An 18,152-nucleotide genomic window follows, 5' to 3' on the forward strand; every position below is an offset into this window, starting at 1 on the left:
CCGTGCATCGTGAACGCCTGGTTGAACTGCTCGTTCGACATGATCTGCAGACCGGGCCGGGCGAGCTCGGCGCGCATGAGCAGCGCCATCACGCCGCCGATGACGAAGAACGCGAACGAGGTGGCCAGGTACAGCGTGCCGATCGTCTTGTGGTCAGTGGTGGTGAGCCACTTGATGACCACGCTGCCGCGCTTCTGGCGCCGGACCGGCAGCTCGTCCTCGTAGTGGGACCCTGCTGCCGCGGCACCCTGGGGTTCGTTGAGGATGCTCACAGGTTGTTCGTCTCCCGGTTCTTCTCGTGGCTCGTCTGCGCGATGCCGGCAGGAACGTAACCGTTCTGCTGCTTGTCCACGAGGTCCTTGAGGTGCTGCTCGTAGCGCTCGGGGGAGACGACCTTCACGTTGAACAGCATCCGAGAGTGGTCGACGCCGCAGAGCTCGGCGCACTTGCCCATGAAGGTGCCCTCCTTGTTGGGGGTCACCTCGAAGGCGTTGGTGTGGCCCGGGATGACGTCCTGCTTCATCAGGAACGGCACCACCCAGAAGGAGTGGATGACGTCACGAGAGGTGAGGACGAAGCGGACCGTCTTGCCCTTGGGCAGCCACAGGGTCGGGCCCGGGTTGCCCGTCTGCGGGTTCCGCGTGCCGGGGGTGCCGCAGTCGTAGACGCCGCCGGCGTTGGCCGGGAAGTCGTCCTTGAACCGGTCCGGGATCGCCGCCAGGTCCGGGGACTTCTTGGCGTCACCGGTGGAACCGGCGACCGGCTCGATGTAGTTGAAGCACCAGCTCCACTGGAAGCCGACCACGTTGACCGTGACGTCGGGCTTCTTCTTCAGGCTGAGGAGCTCGGACTCGTCGCGGGCGGTGAAGTAGAACAGCACCGAGACGATGATGAGCGGGACCACGGTGTACAGCGCCTCGATGGGCATGTTGTACCGGGTCTGCGGAGGAACCTCGACCTTGGTGCGACTGCGCCGGTGGAAGAAAGCACTCCACAGGATCAGACCCCACACCAGCACGCCGACGGCGAGCGCAGCCGCCCAGGACCCCTGCCACAGGGAGAGGATCCGCGGAGCCTCTTCCGTGGTCGGGGTGGGCATACCAAGGCGGGGGAAGTCTTCCCAGTTGTACGAGCAACCGGTGGCTGTCGCCAAGACCAGGCCCGCGGTCAGTGCCTGCAGCAGCTTCCGCCGCATCGGGCGCCGCGGCGAGCGGTCGGAGCCGTTGGGACTCACGTAGCGCCTTCCCGAGAGTCTCGCCCGCGCGGTCGGCTGCGGCCTGGCCTTCTCGCTGGTCGGTCGCCGCCCTGCGTCGGGCAGGGGTTTGGATGTTTATGCGGACCAAACCCTAGCCGACGCCGTCTGGGGGTTATCGAGGAGGGGTGCCTAGTGGGGTGGGGTGTTCGCTTGATTGGCGGGTGCGGCGGTCGTTGTGGCCTGTCGCGCAGTTCCCCGCGCCCCTGAGGGACGTCTGTGTGCCGGGCGTTCTAGCGTTGTTGTGTGGGTTACTTCGATGCTGCTTCCGCTGCTCCGCTTCATCCGATCGCGCGGCAGGCCCTGCTGGCCTCGCTCGACGAGGGGTGGGCGGATCCCGCACGTCTGTACAGGGAGGGACGCCGGGCGCGGATGCTGCTGGACGCGGCGCGGGAGGCTGCCGCCGAGGCGGTGGGGTGCCGGGTGGACGAACTGGTGTTCACCTCGTCCGGGACCCGTGCCGTTCACACCGGCATCGCGGGGGCGTTGGCCGGGCGGCGGCGGGTCGGGCGTCACCTGATCGTGTCGGCGGTCGAACATTCCTCCGTGCTGCACTCCGCCGAGGTGCACGAGGCCGACGGCGGCACCGTCACGCAGGTGCCGGTCGACCGGGGCGGAGCGGTGGACCCGGAGGCGTACGGGGCCGCCCTGCGCGCGGACACCGCGCTGGCCTGCCTTCAGTCGGCCAACCACGAGGTGGGGACCGAGCAGCCGGTGACGGCCGTGGCCGGCCTGTGCCGGGCGGCCGGGGTGCCGTTGCTGGTGGACGCCGCGCAGTCGCTGGGATGGGGGCCGGTGGACGGGGACTGGTCGGTGCTGACGGCCAGCGCGCACAAGTGGGGCGGCCCCTCCGGGGTGGGGCTGCTCGTGGTCCGCAAGGGGGTGCGGTTCGCCTCGCAAGGGCCGGTGGACGAGCGGGAGTCGGGGCGGGCGCCCGGTTTCGAGAACATCCCGGCCGTCGTCGCGGCGGCCGCGTCGCTGCGGGCCGTACGGGCGGAGGCGGCCGAGGAGGCCGCACGGCTGCGGGAGCTGACGGAACGGATCCGGGCGCGGGTACCGGAGCTGGTGCCCGACGTCGAGGTGGTCGGCGATCCGGTGCGCCGGCTGCCCGGAGTCGTCACCTTCTCCTGCCTCTACGTCGACGGGGAGGCGCTGCTGCACGAGCTGGACCGGGAGGGTTTCTCCGTTTCGTCCGGATCGTCCTGCACGAGCAGCACGCTGACGCCGAGCCATGTGCTGCGGGCGATGGGCGTACTGAGCGAGGGGAACGTGCGGGTGTCGCTGCCGCTCGGGGTGGCGGAGGAGGACGTGGAGCGGTTCCTGGCGGTTCTCCCCGGGGCGGTGTCGGCGGTGCGGGAGAAGCTGGGGGCGCCGGTCTCGGAGGCGGTGGTGCGGGAGGCCGACACGCTCGTCGTGGACTCCCTGGGCAAGAGGTGCCCGATTCCGGTCATCGAGCTCGCCAAGGTCATCGGTGAGGTGCCGGTGGGAGGCCTGGTCCGGGTCCTGTCGGACGACGAGGCGGCCCGGCTGGACATCCCGGCGTGGTGCGAGATGAGGAACCAGGAGTACGTCGGTGAGGAGCCGGCGGACCAAGGAACGGCGTACTTGGTCCGCCGAGCGAGCTGAGAAAGCTCGGGGAAAGTCTCTTGTTCAGGCCAGGTGCGCCTGAACCTCCTGCGCGGCCTCATCCCCGTATGCCTTGGTGAACCGCTCCATGAAGTGCCCCCGACGCAGCTGGTACTCCTGCGTCCCCACGGTCTCGATGACGAGCGTCGCCAGCATGCAGCCGACCTGAGCCGCACGCTCCAGGGACACACCCCAGGCGAGTCCGGACAGGAACCCCGCCCGGAAGGCGTCGCCGACACCCGTGGGGTCGGCCTTGCGCTCCTCGTCCGGCGTGCCGACCTCGATCGGGTCCTCGCCGGCCCGCTCGATGCGCACGCCCTGCGCGCCGAGGGTGGTCACACGGTGGCCCACCCGGGACAGGATCTCCGCGTCGGTCCAGCCGGTCTTGGTCTCGATGAGGCCCTTCTCGTACTCGTTGGAGAAGAGGTACGTCGCCCCGTCCAGCAGGATGCGGATCTCCTCGCCGTCCATACGGGCGATCTGCTGGGAGAAGTCGGCGGCGAACGGGATGGACCGGGAGCGGCACTCCTCGGTGTGGCGGAGCATGGCCTCCGGGTCGTCCGCGCCGATGGAGACCAGGTCCAGACCGCCGACGCGGTCGGCGACGGTCTTCAGCTCGATCAGGCGGGCCTCGCTCATGGCGCCGGTGTAGAAGGAGCCGATCTGGTTGTGGTCGGCGTCGGTCGTGCACACGAAGCGGGCGGTGTGCAGCGTGTCGGAGATGCGGACGGACTCCGTGTCGACGCCGTGCCGGTCGAGCCAGGCCCGGTACTCGTCGAAGTCCGCGCCCGCGGCGCCGACCAGGATCGGGTGGGTGCCGAGCTGGCCCATCCCGAAGGCGATGTTCGCCGCGACGCCGCCACGGCGGACGTCGAGCTTGTCGACCAGGAACGACAGCGAGACCGTGTGCAGTTGGTCCGCTACGAGCTGGTCGGCGAAGCGGCCGGGGAAGGTCATGAGGTGGTCGGTGGCGATGGAGCCGGTGACTGCGATGCGCACGGCGTGGACTCTCCTGAGGGAGGCGGACCTTGACACTTCACGCTATCGGGTGGGCGGGGCCGCTCTGAAGGCGTCGAAACTACCTGATAGTAGATCTTTCTCCATGAGCTCGACCGTGCCTACGGTGCCGCTATGACGAACCTCAAGGTCCAGATGCCCGCTCCGGTCGATCTCGAAGGCGAGCTGGCATCGCTGCCGGGTGACGGCGCCCGGATGGCCCCGCACTGGGCGGTCCCCGACCGGATCGCCTCCCGGCCGGTGTCCCCGGCCCTGATCCACGGTGTGAACGTACCCCAGGCGTCGGCGCGGCTGCTCGACGCGATGTCGGACTACGGGGACTGAGCGGCGCCCTTGGGGGAACCGCGCGCTCCCCCGCTGCGTCCCATCGCCGTCCCCCGTAAAGGGGAGGCGGGATACGACCCACCAGCGGCCCGATTCCGACCGGGCAGGGTCCCGATGGGACAGCTGTGCAGCCGAAGGAGCGATGCGGTGAACACCGAGCGACCCGAGAACGACGACGACGCCAGGGCAGCGGGCGACGCCGGAACCGCAGACGCCCCGGAGGTCGGGAAGCGGGGTTCGGCGGACGCCGGGGATGCTGCCGAGACCGAGGCGTCTGCAGATGCCGCTGAGCCCGAGGAGGCGGCTCAGGTCGCCGAGACGCCGGGTGACGAGGCAGAGGCCTCCGAGGCACACGTGACGGACGCCGACGTGACCGAGGCCGGGAAGAGCGAGGCGGCCCCGGCAGCCGAAAAGGCCGGTGCGGCCGGTGCCGCCGGGAAGGCCGGTGCCGCCGAGGACGAGCAGACCGACACCGACACCGACACCAGCCCAGCCTCCGGCCACGAGGTCACCCCGCAGAAGACTGAGGCCAAGGCGACCCCGGAGCCCTCGGCCCCCGCCCCGCACGGGGACATCCCGCGGGGTGAGGAGGACCTGGTCCGGCACGGCGGTAGGCGTCCCCGGACCCCCGCGATCATCGCCTCCGTCGCCGCGGCCGTGCTGCTGATCGGCGGTGGTGGTGCCTGGCTCGCCGCCAACGCCTCGGGCGGGTCCGGCGGAGGTGCGACGTCGGGTGCGCCGGGTGGGGACGACACTCCCCCGCCGCTCGCGCTCGACGGGTACTCGGAGTCGACGCCGGGCGAGGGCAACGGCATCGCACCCGGCGAGCCCAACCCGTACGGCGCCACCTACCGGGTCGAGGGCACGCTCCCGGACGGCCCGGGCGAAGCCCCTGTGTACCGGGCTCAGGGCGAGGTCTCCAAGGCGGACGTGACCCGGCTGGCGAAGGCCCTCGGGGTCGACGGGGCGCCGGTGGCGCAGGGGGAGGTCTGGAAGGTCGGGGCCGGCCAGGACGGCACGGGGCCGAACCTCCAGGTGAACAAGGAGGCGCCGGGGGCCTGGACCTTCAGCCGGTACGCCCCGGGCACCGACAACTGCAAGGGCACCGACCGCTGCGACGCTCCGCGGGCGGACGGCACGCCCGTGAGCGAGGCGGAAGCCGAGAAGGCCGCGGCGCCCGTGCTGAAGGCATTGGGTCAGGACGACGCGAAGCAGGACGCGAGCCAGGTCATGGGCGCCCAGCGGGTGGTGAACGCCGCTCCCGAGGTCGGCGGACTGCCCACGCACGGCTGGACCACCGGGGTGACGGTCGGCCCCGACGGCGAGATCGTCGGCGGCAGCGGACAGCTGAGCACGCCGGTGAAGGGCGACACCTACCCCGTGGTCAGCGCCAAGAAGGCGCTGGAGCTGATGGAGGAGCGGCCGCAGAGCGACCACCGCATGGGCATCGGCGGCTGCGCCAGCCCCGTGCCGCAGAAGGACCGGCTGGAGCAGCCCTGCGGGTCGTCGCCGAGCGGCGCTCCCGAGCAGGACGCGGTGACGGTCGAGAAGGCCGTGTTCGGGCTGGCCTCGCACTTCGTGGACGGGCGGCAGGCGCTGGTGCCGTCCTGGCTGTTCGAGGTGGTGGCGCCGGGCGCGAAGGACGCGTTCACGGTGACGTACCCGGCGGTCGACCCGAAGTACCTGGCCGCGCCCGAGTCGAGCCGGCCGGGTGACAAGCCGACGTCGGCGCCCGGGCCGCGGAACGTCGAGGTGGACGGCTACCGCGCCGAGGGCTCGGAGCTGACGGTGACCTTCACGGGCGGGGTGTGCGCCGACTACGACGTGAAGGCGAGCGGGAAGGCGGACGAGGTGACGGTCACGGTGACCTCGAAGGCCTGGCCCGACAAGGTCTGCATCATGATCGCGAAGAAGTTCCAGCAGACGGTGCGGCTGGACGAGCCGCTCGGCGACCGCGCGGTCGTGGGCTCGGACGGCAAGGCGATCCCGATGGCCAAGGAGGGCGCGCGGCTGCCGGCTCCCCCGACGCGGGCACGGTAGGACCGCACAGCGCCAAGGCGGCACACGCGGCGCGAAGGCAGTACGCACACGCGAAGGCGGCGGCCCCGTCGGAGGGGGCCGCCGCCTTCGTCATGTCCGCTGCCGCCGTGGGCGGCGACGGCCGGTTCAGCTGAACGAGTCGCCGCAGGCGCAGGAGCCGGTCGCGTTCGGGTTGTCGATCGTGAAGCCCTGCTTCTCGATGGTGTCCACGAAGTCGATCGTGGCACCGCCCAGGTACGGGGCGCTCATGCGGTCGGTGACGACCTTCACACCGCCGAAGTCCTTCTCCACGTCACCGTCGAGGGAACGCTCGTCGAAGAAGAGCTGGTAACGCAGACCGGAGCAGCCGCCGGGCTGGACGGCGACGCGCAGCGCGAGGTCGTCGCGGCCTTCCTGGTCGAGCAGGGTCTTGACCTTGTCCGCGGCGGCGTCGGTCAGGATGATGCCGTCGCTGACGGTGGTGGTCTCGTCCGATACGGACATCTACATCTCTCCCGGGTTGTACGGAGACTGCTTGCCGACGGGTCCAACCGGCGGGGCCGCGGATTCATTCCGGGCCGGGCGCTCGATCTCGGCTCCTTTTCATGCTCGCACACGCACCGGGAACCGGAAAACGGCTCTTTCCGGGTGTTCCCGGGAATGAACGGCGACTCGTCGGGATTCACGTCACACAGACGCTATGGCCATCGTCAACGTGACGTGAAGCGGTTATGATAGATAGCGTCAAATCGACGAAAAGTCGCGGAACAGAAAGGGTGCGTGTAGTGACCACCGCCCAGCCCCAGGAGCTCGACGTACAGCCGACGCCCCTCGCCCTGCTGCTCCTCGGCCGTGAGGCCGACCCGAAGAGCGAGCGCGGCGTGGACTGCCCCGGCGACCTGCCCTCGCCGTCCGACCCGGATCTGGTGGAGCGCGCCCGCAAGGCGAAGGAGAAGCTCGGGAACAAGGTCTTCGTTCTGGGGCACCACTACCAGCGCGACGAGGTCATCCAGTTCGCTGACGTCACCGGGGACTCCTTCAAGCTGGCCCGGGACGCGGCGGCGCGTCCGGAGGCCGAGTACATCGTGTTCTGCGGTGTGCACTTCATGGCGGAGTCCGCGGACATTTTGACGTCCGACGACCAGAAGGTCGTCCTGCCCGACCTCGCCGCCGGCTGCTCGATGGCCGACATGGCGACGGCCGAGCAGGTCGCCGAGTGCTGGGACGTGCTGACCGAGGCCGGCATAGCCGAGCAGGTCGTGCCCGTCTCGTACATGAACTCGTCCGCCGACATCAAGGCGTTCACCGGCAAGCACGGCGGCACGATCTGCACCTCCTCCAACGCCAAACGGGCCCTGGACTGGGCGTTCGAGCAGGGTGAGAAGGTCCTCTTCCTGCCGGACCAGCACCTCGGCCGCAACACCGCGGTGCGGGACATGGGCATGTCCCTGGAGGACTGCGTCGTCTACAACCCGCACAAGCCGAACGGCGGCCTGACCGCCGACGAGCTGCGCGCCGCGAAGATGATCCTGTGGCGCGGTCACTGCTCGGTGCACGGCCGCTTCAGCCTGGACTCGGTGAACGACGTCCGCGAGCGCATCCCGGGCGTGAACGTCCTGGTGCACCCGGAGTGCAAGCACGAGGTCGTGGCCGCGGCGGACTACGTCGGCTCGACGGAGTACATCATCAAGGCCCTGGAGGCCGCCCCGGCCGGCTCCAAGTGGGCCATCGGCACGGAGCTGAACCTGGTCCGGCGCCTGGCGAACCGTTTCGCGCCCGAGGGCAAGGAGATCGTCTTCCTCGACAAGACGGTCTGTTTCTGCTCGACCATGAACCGCATCGACCTCCCCCACCTGGTCTGGGCCCTGGAGTCGCTGGCCGAGGGCAACCTGGTCAACCGCATCGAGGTGGACAAGGAGACGGAGGCGTTCGCGAAGCTGGCGCTGGAGCGGATGCTGGCGCTGCCGTAACGGCCCCCGCGCAGAGCGAAAGGCCCCACCCGGTGTCCGGGTGGGGCCTTTCGGATCGTACGGGGGGTCAGACCTGAGCCGGCTCCTGCTCCCGCTCGGACTCCCGCTGGGCGGGAAGGCCCTTCTTCGCCGCGCGCTTCTTCGCCCGGCGTTCCTTGCGGAGTTCGACCATCGCGTACAGCGTCGGCACCAGCAGCAGCGTCAGCAGGGTCGACGTCACCAGACCGCCGATCACGACCACGGCCAGCGGCTGGGCGATGAAGCCGCCCTCGCCCGTGATGCCGAGGGCCATCGGCAGCAGGGCGAAGATCGTCGCCAGGGCCGTCATGAGGATCGGGCGCAGCCGGTGGCGGCCACCCTCGACCACGGCCTCGACGACTCCGTAGCCCTGCTTGCGGTACTGGTTGATGAGGTCGATCAGCACGATCGCGTTCGTCACCACGATGCCGATCAGCATCAGCATGCCGATCATCGCGGGGACGCCCATCGGCGTGCCGGTGGCGATCAGCAGACCGATCGCGCCGGTGGCCGCGAACGGGATGGAGACGAGCAGGATCAGCGGCTGGACCAGCGACCGGAAGGTGCTGACCAGCAGCATGAAGACGATCGCGATGGCCGCGAGCATCGCCAGGCCCAGGTTGGCGAACGCTTCGTCCTGGTCCTCGGAGACACCGCCGATCGACGCCGTGGCACCCTCCGGGAGCTTCAGCGCGTTGATCTCGGACTGGAGCTTGGTGCTCACCGCGCCCGTGTTGTCGCCGGTCGGCTTCGCGGTGATGGTGGCCGCGCGCTGGCCGTCGATTCGGGTCATGGACACCGGCCCGTCGACCATCCGCACGGTGGCGATGTCGCCGAGCTTCGCCGTGCCGAGGCGCAGGTTCTGGAGCTGCTTCAGGGTCGTGGCGGGCTTCGCCGAGCGGATGACGACGTCGCGCTCGGTGTCGTCCAGGACCGCCTTGGCGGCGTTGGTGCCGCGGACAGCCTGGGCGACGGCGGCGCCGAGGGTCTGATCGTTGAAGCCGGCCGCGGCCGCCTTGTCGTTCGCCTTCACCGAGATGCGCGGCACGCTCTGCGAGAGGTCGCTGGTGACGTCCTTGACGTCGTCGAGCTTCGCGACCGTCTTGCGGACCTCCTCGGACGCCGTGCGCAGGACGTCGGCGTCGGCGGCCTTCACCACGACGCTGAGGTCCTGGCTGCCGAAGCCGTCACCGGCGGCGATGGTGGTCGTGCCGATGCCCTTCAGCCCGGCCAGGCCCTTCTCGATGCTGTCCTGGACGTCCTCGGCCGACGCCGAGTCGTCCAGCATCACCTGGTACGACGCCTGGTTGGTGTCGGTGCCGCCGCCGAAGGCCGCCATGAAGCCGGACGAGCCGATGGTGACCTGGTAGTCCTTCACGCCCTCGGTGTCGGCGAGCAGCTGCTCGACCTTCTTCGCCTGGGCGTTCGTCGCCTCCAGGCTGGTGCCGGGCTTCAGCTCCTGCTTGACGGAGAGGACCTCGACCTCGCCCTGGTCGAAGAAGTTCGTCTTCAACAGCGGCGCCATGCCGAACGTGCCGACGAGGACGACGATCGCGAGGGCCACGCTGGTGAGACGGCGGCGCGTCGCGAACCGCAGGACCGGGACGTAGATGCGCTGGAGGCGGCTCTTGGCCTCCTTCTCCTCCGCGATCCGGCGTGCCTCGGCCGCGTCCTGCGGGGTGCCCTTCGGCGGCCGCAGGAACCAGTACGACAGGACCGGTACGACCGTCAGGGAGACGAGCAGGGAGGCCAGCAGCGCGGCCGTGACCGTCAGGCTGAACGAGCCGAACAGCTCGCCCACCATGCCGCCGACCAGGCCGATCGGCAGGAACACCGCGACCGTGGTGAGCGTCGAGGAGGTCACCGCGCCGGCGACCTCACGCACCGCGTTGAGAATGGCCGCGTTGCGTTCCTCGCCGTAGCCGAGGTGCCGCTTGATGTTCTCCAGGACCACGATCGAGTCGTCGACGACCCGGCCGATGGCGATGGTCAGGGCGCCGAGCGTCAGGACGTTCAGCGACAGGTCACGGGTCCACAGCACGATCAGGGCGAGGACCACGGAAAGCGGGATGGACACGGCCGTCACGAGGGTGGAGCGGATCGAGGCCAGGAAGACCAGGATCACCAGGACCGCGAAGAGCAGGCCGAGCGCGCCCTCGGTGGTCAGGCCCTTGATGGACTTCGACACGGCCGGGCCCTGGTCGCTGACGACCGTGAGGGTGGCGCCGGAGCCGAGGTCCTTGCGGAGGTCCGGGAGCTTGTCCTGGACGGCGTCGGAGATCGCGACCGCGCTGCCGTCGCGGTCCATGGTGACGGCGACGGCGAGGCTGGGCTTGCCGTCCGTGCGGGTGATGGAGTCGGCCGGGGCCTCCTGCTGCGTCACCTTGGCGACGCTGCCGAGGCGCACCGGCTCGCCCTTGCCGGGCTCGCCCGTGACCATCAGGTCCTGGATCTGCTTCAGCGAGGTGAAGCCGCCGCCGACCTGGACGGTGCGGTTGGCGCCGCCCTCGTCGAAGGAGCCGGCCGGGACGGTCGCGCCGCCCGCCTGGAGGGCCTGGACGAGGGACTGCGGGGTGAGGCCGGCCTTGGCCAGCTTCGCGTCGTCGGGCGTGACGGCGACCTGGAGGTCCCGCACACCGTCGACCGTCACCTGTCCGACGCCGTCGATGCTCTTCAGCTCCGGCACGACGGTCTTGTCGAGCCGGTCGGCCAGGGCCTGCTGGTCCTGGCCGGAGGTGACGGCGAGGACGACGGTGGGGATGTCGTCCGTGGAACCGGCGACGACCTGCGGGTCGACGTCGTCCGGGAGCTGGACGCGGGCCCGGTTGACGGCCTGCTGGACGTCGGCGACCAGCTGCTTCGTGTCGTTGCCGTAGTCGAAGGACGCCATGATCACGGCGTTGCCCTCACTGGCGGTGGAGGTGACGCCGCTGATGCCGTCGACGGCTTCGAGGTTGTCCTCGATGGGTTCGACGACCTGCTTCTCGACCACGTCCGGGGACGCGCCCTGGTACGGCGCCAGCACGGACACCATGGGCAGTTCGATGGTGGGCAGCAGCTGCTGCTTGAGCTGGGGTATCGCGATCGCCCCGAAGACGAGCGCGATGATCGACATCAGCCCGATGAGGGCCCGTTGCGCGAGGCTGAATTTCGACAGCCAGGACATGGGTGAGGGTCTCTCTTCTGTTAACGGCAGAAGCGGCAGCGAGCGCGCAGATGAGCACCCGCCCTTACACCCTGAGCCATAGGGGAGGGGCGATCCGTAGGCCCCAGGTCCCGTTCCTTATGCGGCGCATACTCCGGGCGCAGTACACCCGGCTCGAGTTCACTCCACCCTTGGACGGACCAGGCCGGACTCGTACGCGATGACCACGAGCTGGGCCCGGTCGCGGGCGCCCAGCTTGGCCATGGCCCGGTTGACGTGCGTCTTCACCGTCAGGGGGCTGACCTCCAGCCGCTCGGCGATCTCGTCGTTGGAGTGTCCACCCGCGACCTGGACCAGCACCTCGCGCTCCCGGCCGGTGAGCGAGGCCAGCCGCTCGCCGCGGGCCGGGTCGCGGTCGCCGGCGTCGGCCGGGTCCTCCGTGGCGAGGAACCGGGCGATCAGGCCCGTGGTGGCGGCCGGGGACAGCAGGGCCTGGCCGCCGGCCGCGATCCGGATGGCGGTCAGCAGTTCCTCGGGCTCGGAGCCCTTGCCGAGGAACCCGGAGGCGCCGGCACGCAGCGACTGCACCACGTAGTCGTCGACCTCGAACGTCGTCAGGATCACCACGCGGACGTCCGCGAGGTCCGGGTCGGCGCTGATCATGCGAGTCGCCGCGAGTCCGTCCGTGCCGGGCATCCGGATGTCCATCAGGACGACGTCGGCGTGCTGCTCCTTCGTCATCCGCACCGCTTCGGCGCCGTCGGACGCCTCCCCCACCACCTCCATGTCGGGCTCGGAGTCGACGAGCACCCGGAAGGCGCTGCGGAGCAGCGCCTGGTCGTCGGCGAGCAGGACACGGATGGTCATGCGGGCTCCTCCCCGGTGGCTGTGCGGTTCTTGACCGGCAGGATCGCATGGACGCGGAAGCCGCCTCCGTAGCGGGGACCGGTGGTGAGGGTGCCGCGCAGGGCGGTGACGCGTTCCCGCATGCCGAGGAGCCCGTGCCCGCCACCGCTGTCCGGGGCCTCGTCCTCGCCGGTGCCGTCGTCGAGCACGGTGATCTCGATGTTCGGCCCCACCCGGACGACGCTGACCTCGGCCTTGGCCTGGGGGCCGGCGTGCTTCTGCACGTTGGTGAGGGCCTCCTGGATGACCCGGTAGGCGGCCAGGTCGACGGCTGCGGGGAGGGTGGTGCCCTGGTCGGCGCGGGCGACCTCGATGTGCAGGCCCGCGTTGCGGAAGGTGCCGGTGAGTTCGTCGAGGCGGTCCAGGCCGGGGGCGGGTTCGGTGGGGGCCGCCGGATCGCCGGACTGTCTGAGCAGTCCGACGGTGGCGCGCAGCTCGTTGAGGGCGGAGCGGCTTGCCTCCCGGACGTGGGCGAGGGCCTCCTTGGCCTGGTCGGGGCGCTTGTCCATGACGTGCGAGGCGACGCCGGCCTGGACGTTGACCAGGGCGATGTGGTGGGCGACGACGTCGTGCAGGTCGCGGGCGATGCGCAGGCGCTCCTCGGCGACCCTCCGGCGGGCCTCCTCCTCACGGGTGCGTTCGGCGCGCTCGGCGCGTTCGCGGATGGCCTGGATGAAAGCGCGGCGGCTGCGGACCGCGTCGCCGGCGGTGGCGCCGATGCCGGTCCAGGCGAAGATCGCGAGGTTCTCCTGGGCGTACCAGGGCAGGGGGCCGGCGGACATGGCCGCACCGGTCAGGACGGTCATGGTGAGCAGGCCGACGCGCCAGGTGGTGGGGCGGTCGGTGGTGGAGGCGACGGTGTACAGGGCGATGACCGCGGACATGGCGACGGGGGCGCGGGGGTCGCCGGTGACGGACTCGATGACGGAGACCGTGCCGGTGAGGACGAGGACCGTCATGGGGGCGCTGCGGCGGAAGACCAGGGCGGCGGCGCCGAGGGTGATGAGGACGAGGCTGAGGGAGTCGGGGGTGCGGAGGCTCCAGCTGACGTTGCCGGGGTGGCGGGGTTCCACGAAGGAACCGGCGACCATGCAGGTCAGGACGGCCGCGGCGAGGGTGGCGTCCAGGGCCAGGGGGTGGGCCTTGGCCTGGCGTTTGGCCCGCTGGAGGGTGCTCACGGCTGTTTACGGTAGCCGGGGTGGGTGTGCGGGGGTATGGGGGTGGGGGCAGGGGTCGGGTGTGAGGTGCTCGGGGTGGGGGCTGGGGGCGGGGCGTTCGTGCAACCCGGCGCTGCGGGGTGCCGCTGCGCCCACCCTCCCCCAAGCTCTCGGCTTCGCTCGAGCAGGGGGGACCCCCATCGCCCTTGGCGGCACGATTGCCCGCAGCTCAGCATGCTGGTCAGCCTGGGATCAGCCCGTCGTCGCTGAGCAGTTCTCTGACTTCCTCCAGGGTCGCGTCCGGGGACGGGAGGATCAGTTCTGAGGGTTCCAGGGAGTCGTCGGGGAGGGGGTCGCCCAGGTCGCGGACTCGGGTCAGCAGGGCCTGGAGGGTGCGGCGGAAGCCGGGGCCGTCGCCGTTCTCCATTTCCGCGAGGAGTTCGTCGTCCAGCCTGTTCAGCTCGGTGAGGTGGCCGTCGGCCAGCCTCACCTGGCCCTCCCCCATGATCCGTACGATCATGTCGCCCTCCTAGGCGTGGGCCCCTACTGCTTGTCGAAGCGCGGGGTGTCCTGCGGCTGCTGCGACTGCTGCTTGCTCGTGCCACCTTCGATGGCCTGCTGAGCGTCACCGGAACCCCCGGCCAGCTCGGCCTTCATGCGCTGCAGTTCCAGCTCTACATCCGTACCACCGGAGAGCCGGTCCAGCTCGGCCTGGATGTCGTCCTTGTGCATGCCGGACTGGTCGTCGAGGGCGCCGGAGGCGAGGAGTTCGTCGATGGCGCCGGCGCGGGCCTGGAGCTGTGCGGTCTTGTCCTCGGCGCGCTGGATGGCCAGGCCGACGTCGCCCATCTCCTCGGAGATGCCGGAGAAGGCCTCACCGATCCGGGTCTGCGCCTGCGCGGCCGTGTACGTCGCCTTGATCGTCTCCTTCTTCGTACGGAAGGCGTCGACCTTGGCCTGGAGCCGCTGGGCCGCGAGAGTGAGTTTCTCCTCCTCGCCCTGGAGCGTCGCGTGCTGGGTCTCCAGGTCGGTCACCTGCTGCTGGAGGGCGGCGCGGCGGGACAGCGCTTCGCGGGCCAGGTCCTCACGGCCCAGCGCGAGCGCCTTGCGGCCCTGGTCCTCCAGCTTGGTGGACTGCGACTGCAGCTGGTTCAGCTGGAGCTCCAGGCGCTTGCGGGAGGTCGCCACGTCGGCGACGCCACGGCGGACCTTCTGGAGCAGCTCCAGCTGCTTCTGATACGAGTAATCGAGGGTCTCGCGCGGGTCCTCGGCCCGGTCAAGGGCCTTGTTCGCCTTCGCGCGGAAGATCATCCCCATACGCTTCATGACACCGCTCATGGGCTTCGCGCGCCCCCTTCTGACCGACTCCGGCAGCTGCTCCTGCGACAGAACCCACAGTACGGGCCCTGCATCCATTACCGCACTGTTCGGGGACGGATGCGCTCATCCCCAAGGACGACTGCACCGGCCCCTGCTCCGGCGTAGGGAGTAGGTGGTCCCCGGGGTTACCGGAGGCGTACATCCCGGGGAACGGCCGAAGCCGTACGCAACGTCCCCTCTGTCCCCTTACTGACGACTGGTGTTGCCGGATCGTTCCCCACGGGGCTGGGGTCCATGCCCGGGAAGCCCTTACCCTTGGGTTTTGTGTTCCGTAGCCGTGCGAAGGATGAGAAGGCCCAGGCAGCCGACAAGGCGCCGGTGACCGACTCCAGTCAGCCCCGTCACCCCGAGGCCCCCAAGGGCCGCCCCACGCCCAAGCGCAGTGCGGCCCAGTCGCAGCGCCGCAGCGTGGCCAACACGTCGACGACGCGCAAGGAGGCGTCCAAGCGTCAGCGCGAGGAGCGCCGTGCCGCGCTGGAGCGCCAGCGCCAGGCGCTGGCCAGCGGCGACGAGCGGTACCTGCCCGCGCGTGACAAGGGACCGGTCCGCCGGTTCGCCCGCGACTTCGTCGACTCGCGGTTCAACATCGCGGAGTTCTTCCTGCCGATGGCCGTGGTCATCCTCGTGCTGAGCATGGTGCGGGTGGCCTCGCTGCAGAACATCGCGCTGCTGCTGTGGCTCGTGGTGATCGTGCTGATCGTGCTCGACTCGTTCGTCTCGGCCTTCCGGCTGAAGAAGCAGCTGAACGAGCGCTTCGCGGGTGAGAACAAGCGTGGCGCCGTCGCCTACGCCCTGATGCGCTCCCTCCAGATGCGCCGGCTCCGGCTGCCGAAGCCGCAGGTCAAGCGCGGAGAGCGGCCCTGACCACGACGCCGTTCTCCGGGGGTGCGGCGGATGCCCGGCTGGACGAGCCGGGCGGGCTGCGCGATGTCGTCCGGCAGGAGCTGGTGGCCCGCCAGCTGGACGAGCAGATAGTCGGGCGTTTCCCGGTCGGTCAGCGGCTGCGGGTGCTCGACGTGGGCATGGGCCAGGGCACGCAGGCGCTGCGGCTGGTCCGGGCCGGGCACCAGGTGACCGGTGTCGAGCAGGACCCGAAGATGGTCGCCGTGGTCCGGGATGCCCTCGCGGGAGAACCCGAGGGCATCCGGGAGCGGATGCGGATCGTCGAGGGCGACGGCCGGGACACCGGGGTGCACTTCCTGCCCGGCAGTTTCGACGTGGTGCTGTGCCACGGCGTCCTCATGTACGTGGAGGAGCCCGATCCGCTGCTGGCGGGGCTGGCCCGGATGCTCGCGCCCGGTGGGCTGCTGTCCCTGCTGGTGCGCAACGGGGACGCGCTCGCGATACGGCCGGGGCTCTCCGGTGACTGGGCGGGCGCGCTGAGCGCCTTCGACACGGTCTCCTACCGCAATCGTCTCGGGCTCGACGTCCGGGCCGACCGGCTGAAGGACCTGACGGCGACGCTCGCCGGGATCGGGGCTCCGCTGCACGCCTGGTACGGGGTGCGCGTGTTCACCGACACGGCGGCGGACGGCGCGGAGGTCCCGGCCGACGCGGAGACGCTGCTCGCGGTGGAGGAGAGGGCCGGGCGGACGGATCCGTACCGCGGGGTGGCCGCGCTGCTGCACCTGTGCGGCGTACGGGGCTGAGGCCGCAGGGCTTCCGGAGGGGGCGAGGACCGTCCGCCGGCCCCCGCCCCGGGCTCACGCCTCGGCCGCGTGCAGGCTCATCGGCCCGTAGATCTCCGTGGTGTCCTCGAACAGCCGCACCTGATCGGCACCGCCCTCCTGCAGGGCCTTCCAGTGCTCTCCGATCCAGGACTCGGCGTCCCCCTGCGTGGGGAACTCCTCCGGCGGCACCGCGGGCTGGACCTCCGCCCCGTCGGCCTTCTCGAACCGCCACGTCCATGCCGCCATGTACGCCTCCCATGTGTATGAGCACACTGCACAGCGAAAAGCCGGATCTTGGTCCGGCTCCCGTCCGAGCCTATGCGCTCCGTCCCGTGTGGGTCGTCACCGTTACCGGACTGCGAGTGCCCCGCGGGGCGCTTCCGCCACGCAGGACCAGTGCGGACGGGTGAGAATCGGGGCGTGGAACTCACTCTCCTCGGCACCGGCGCCCCCGCGGGACTCCCCCGCCCCGACTGTCCCTGCGCGGCCTGTGCGGCCGCCCTCGGCCCCGACGCGCGGGCGGCCACCGCGCTGCTCCTGGACGGGGCGCTGCTGCTCGACCTGACGCCCGGGGCGGCGTTCGCGGCGGCGCGGGCGGGCCGTTCCCTGACCGGTGTACGGCAGGTGCTGCTGTCGCATCCGCACGACGGGCCCGCCGTCGAGGTGCCGGCCGGACTGCCGCAACCCGGTCGGGTGCCGGACGGTCGGGAGTTGACGTTGCTGACGGGGCATCGGGTGCGGGCGGTGGCGATGGACGCGCCGGGCACGGGATACGCGGTGACCGGGCCGGAGGGGCAGCGGCTGCTGTATCTGCCGCCGGGCGGGGCGCCCGCGGGGCTCGAGGAGCCGGCCGAGCCCTACGACATGGTCTGCCTGGACGTGGTGGGGCGGCCGGACGCGCTGGCGAAGCTGCGGGCGGTGGGAGCGGTGGGGCCGACGACGGATGTGGTCGCCGTCCATCTGGACCACGACGTGCCTCCGGGGCCCGAGCTCGCGCGGCGGCTCGCGGCGGCCGGGGCGCGGGCCGTGCCGGACGGGGCGACGCTGGCGGTGGGGGCGTACGAGGACGTGCCGGACGTGCCGCGGCGGACGCTGGTGCTGGGCGGGGCGCGGTCGGGGAAGTCGGTGGAGGCCGAGCGGAGGCTGGAGGCCTTTCCGGGCGTGCTGTACGTGGCGACGGGTGGGTCGCGGAACGGGGACACCGAGTGGTCGGCGCGGGTGGCCGCGCATCGGGAGCGGCGGCCGGGGTCGTGGCGGACGGTGGAGACGTGCGATCTGGTGCCGTTGCTGAAGGCCGAGGGGCCGCCGCTGCTCATCGACTGTCTGTCGTTGTGGCTGACGGACGCGATGGATTCCGCCGGGGCGTGGGACGACGCGGTGTGGGCGGAGCGGGGGGAGAAGGTGTTGCGGGAGCGGGTGCGGGAGCTGACGGAGGCGGTGCGGGCGACGCGGCGGACGGTGGTGGCCGTGTCGAACGAGGTGGGGTCGGGGATCGTGCCGTCGACCGCGTCGGGGCGGCGGTATCGGGATGAGCTCGGGCGGCTCAATGCGGGGTTCGCCGGTGAGTGTGAGCAGGTGTTGTTGGTGGTGGCGGGGCAGGCGGTGGTTTTGCGGGGGTGACGGGTGCTCGGCGTGGGGGTTGGGGGTGGGGCGTTGCGCAGCCCGGCG

General features: G+C 70.9%; 17 protein-coding genes. 7 read left to right on the forward strand and 10 right to left on the reverse strand.

Going from position 1 to position 18,152, the window contains the following annotated elements; translation table 11 throughout:
• On the reverse strand, positions 1-272 hold a 272-nt coding region (locus ABZ016_RS00005), incomplete at its 3' end, for a cbb3-type cytochrome c oxidase subunit I (RefSeq protein ID WP_356914217.1).
• Positions 269-1,234, reverse strand: coding sequence for a cytochrome c oxidase subunit II (gene coxB / locus ABZ016_RS00010; RefSeq protein WP_356914218.1), 966 nt, complete (start codon positions 1,232-1,234; stop codon positions 269-271). The genes ABZ016_RS00005 and coxB, both read right to left, overlap by 4 nt.
• Positions 1,235-1,498: 264 nt before the next feature.
• On the opposite strand from coxB, the gene ABZ016_RS00015 reads away from it, so the two are divergent.
• Positions 1,499-2,878 carry an aminotransferase class V-fold PLP-dependent enzyme gene (locus ABZ016_RS00015; protein ID WP_356914219.1) on the forward strand — a complete coding sequence of 460 codons (1,380 nt, stop codon included), beginning with the start codon at positions 1,499-1,501 and terminating at the stop codon, positions 2,876-2,878.
• Positions 2,879-2,902: 24 nt separating this feature from the next.
• Here ABZ016_RS00015 and ABZ016_RS00020 read toward each other — a convergent pair whose 3' ends face one another.
• A complete protein-coding gene (locus ABZ016_RS00020) occupies positions 2,903-3,877 on the reverse strand; it encodes a carbohydrate kinase family protein (protein WP_356914220.1) in 975 nt (324 codons plus the stop codon).
• Positions 3,878-4,009: 132 nt separating this feature from the next.
• On the opposite strand from ABZ016_RS00020, the gene ABZ016_RS00025 reads away from it, so the two are divergent.
• Positions 4,010-4,219, forward strand: a complete 210-nt coding sequence (locus ABZ016_RS00025) for a hypothetical protein (RefSeq protein ID WP_356914221.1) — start codon at positions 4,010-4,012, stop codon at positions 4,217-4,219.
• 147 nt (positions 4,220-4,366) lie between these two features.
• Complete coding sequence (locus ABZ016_RS00030; RefSeq protein WP_356914222.1) at positions 4,367-6,259, forward strand: hypothetical protein; 1,893 nt, start codon at positions 4,367-4,369, stop codon at positions 6,257-6,259.
• 126 nt (positions 6,260-6,385) lie between these two features.
• Here the strand turns inward: ABZ016_RS00030 and ABZ016_RS00035 are convergent, their stop codons facing one another.
• Positions 6,386-6,742, reverse strand: a complete 357-nt coding sequence (locus ABZ016_RS00035; RefSeq protein ID WP_003989692.1) for an iron-sulfur cluster assembly accessory protein — start codon at positions 6,740-6,742, stop codon at positions 6,386-6,388.
• Positions 6,743-7,023: 281 nt separating this feature from the next.
• On the opposite strand from ABZ016_RS00035, the gene nadA reads away from it, so the two are divergent.
• Positions 7,024-8,208 carry a quinolinate synthase NadA gene (nadA, locus tag ABZ016_RS00040; protein WP_356914223.1) on the forward strand — a complete coding sequence of 395 codons (1,185 nt, stop codon included), beginning with the start codon at positions 7,024-7,026 and terminating at the stop codon, positions 8,206-8,208.
• A 67-nt stretch (positions 8,209-8,275) separates the two neighbouring features.
• Here the strand turns inward: nadA and ABZ016_RS00045 are convergent, their stop codons facing one another.
• The 5 genes from ABZ016_RS00045 to ABZ016_RS00065 form a co-directional block, all read right to left on the reverse strand.
• The gene (locus tag ABZ016_RS00045) at positions 8,276-11,392 is read right to left on the reverse strand and encodes an efflux RND transporter permease subunit (RefSeq protein ID WP_356914224.1); all 3,117 of its coding nucleotides are present in this window, start codon (positions 11,390-11,392) and stop codon (positions 8,276-8,278) included.
• Positions 11,393-11,551: 159 nt separating this feature from the next.
• Positions 11,552-12,238 (reverse strand): response regulator transcription factor, encoded by a 687-nt coding sequence (locus tag ABZ016_RS00050; protein ID WP_356914225.1) that lies wholly within the window; start codon positions 12,236-12,238, stop codon positions 11,552-11,554.
• Positions 12,235-13,455: a sensor histidine kinase gene (locus ABZ016_RS00055; RefSeq protein WP_356914226.1), complete on the reverse strand. Its 1,221-nt coding sequence runs from the start codon at positions 13,453-13,455 to the stop codon at positions 12,235-12,237. The genes ABZ016_RS00050 and ABZ016_RS00055 overlap by 4 nt, the downstream gene beginning before the upstream one ends.
• A gap of 220 nt (positions 13,456-13,675) precedes the next feature.
• On the reverse strand, positions 13,676-13,954 hold the full coding sequence (locus tag ABZ016_RS00060; protein ID WP_356914227.1) for a hypothetical protein: 279 nt from the start codon (positions 13,952-13,954) through the stop codon (positions 13,676-13,678).
• Between the two features lie 23 nt (positions 13,955-13,977).
• Positions 13,978-14,745, reverse strand: coding sequence for a PspA/IM30 family protein (locus ABZ016_RS00065; RefSeq protein ID WP_356915022.1), 768 nt, complete (start codon positions 14,743-14,745; stop codon positions 13,978-13,980).
• A gap of 333 nt (positions 14,746-15,078) precedes the next feature.
• On the opposite strand from ABZ016_RS00065, the gene ABZ016_RS00070 reads away from it, so the two are divergent.
• Both ABZ016_RS00070 and ABZ016_RS00075 read left to right on the forward strand, forming a co-directional pair.
• Positions 15,079-15,678 carry a DUF3043 domain-containing protein gene (locus tag ABZ016_RS00070; protein WP_356914228.1) on the forward strand — a complete coding sequence of 200 codons (600 nt, stop codon included), beginning with the start codon at positions 15,079-15,081 and terminating at the stop codon, positions 15,676-15,678.
• Positions 15,679-15,761: 83 nt separating this feature from the next.
• On the forward strand, positions 15,762-16,463 hold the full coding sequence (locus ABZ016_RS00075; protein WP_356914229.1) for a methyltransferase domain-containing protein: 702 nt from the start codon (positions 15,762-15,764) through the stop codon (positions 16,461-16,463).
• Positions 16,464-16,517: 54 nt separating this feature from the next.
• Here ABZ016_RS00075 and ABZ016_RS00080 read toward each other — a convergent pair whose 3' ends face one another.
• The gene (locus ABZ016_RS00080) at positions 16,518-16,730 is read right to left on the reverse strand and encodes a hypothetical protein (RefSeq protein WP_356914230.1); all 213 of its coding nucleotides are present in this window, start codon (positions 16,728-16,730) and stop codon (positions 16,518-16,520) included.
• A gap of 174 nt (positions 16,731-16,904) precedes the next feature.
• Here ABZ016_RS00080 and ABZ016_RS00085 point away from each other — a divergent pair, with 174 nt between their 5' ends.
• Entirely contained in the window at positions 16,905-18,104 is a 1,200-nt protein-coding gene (locus tag ABZ016_RS00085; RefSeq protein ID WP_356914231.1) for a bifunctional adenosylcobinamide kinase/adenosylcobinamide-phosphate guanylyltransferase, read from the forward strand.
• The last annotated feature ends 48 nt before the right edge of the window (positions 18,105-18,152 follow it).

This window comes from Streptomyces sp. NPDC006372, from assembly GCF_040612515.1.
In the GTDB taxonomy this organism is placed as follows: domain Bacteria; phylum Actinomycetota; class Actinomycetes; order Streptomycetales; family Streptomycetaceae; genus Streptomyces.

What these genes read in the sequence shown, in the direction of transcription:
- ABZ016_RS00025 (WP_356914221.1), top strand. Translation starts at nt 4,010, where the DNA reads ATGACGAACCTCAAGGTCCAGATGCCCGCTCCGGTCGATCTCGAAGGC.
- ABZ016_RS00035 (WP_003989692.1), bottom strand. Translation starts at nt 6,742, where the DNA reads ATGTCCGTATCGGACGAGACCACCACCGTCAGCGACGGCATCATCCTG.
- ABZ016_RS00045 (WP_356914224.1), bottom strand. Translation starts at nt 11,392, where the DNA reads ATGTCCTGGCTGTCGAAATTCAGCCTCGCGCAACGGGCCCTCATCGGG.
- ABZ016_RS00050 (WP_356914225.1), bottom strand. Translation starts at nt 12,238, where the DNA reads ATGACCATCCGTGTCCTGCTCGCCGACGACCAGGCGCTGCTCCGCAGC.
- ABZ016_RS00060 (WP_356914227.1), bottom strand. Translation starts at nt 13,954, where the DNA reads ATGATCGTACGGATCATGGGGGAGGGCCAGGTGAGGCTGGCCGACGGC.
- ABZ016_RS00065 (WP_356915022.1), bottom strand. Translation starts at nt 14,745, where the DNA reads ATGATCTTCCGCGCGAAGGCGAACAAGGCCCTTGACCGGGCCGAGGAC.
- ABZ016_RS00080 (WP_356914230.1), bottom strand. Translation starts at nt 16,730, where the DNA reads ATGGCGGCATGGACGTGGCGGTTCGAGAAGGCCGACGGGGCGGAGGTC.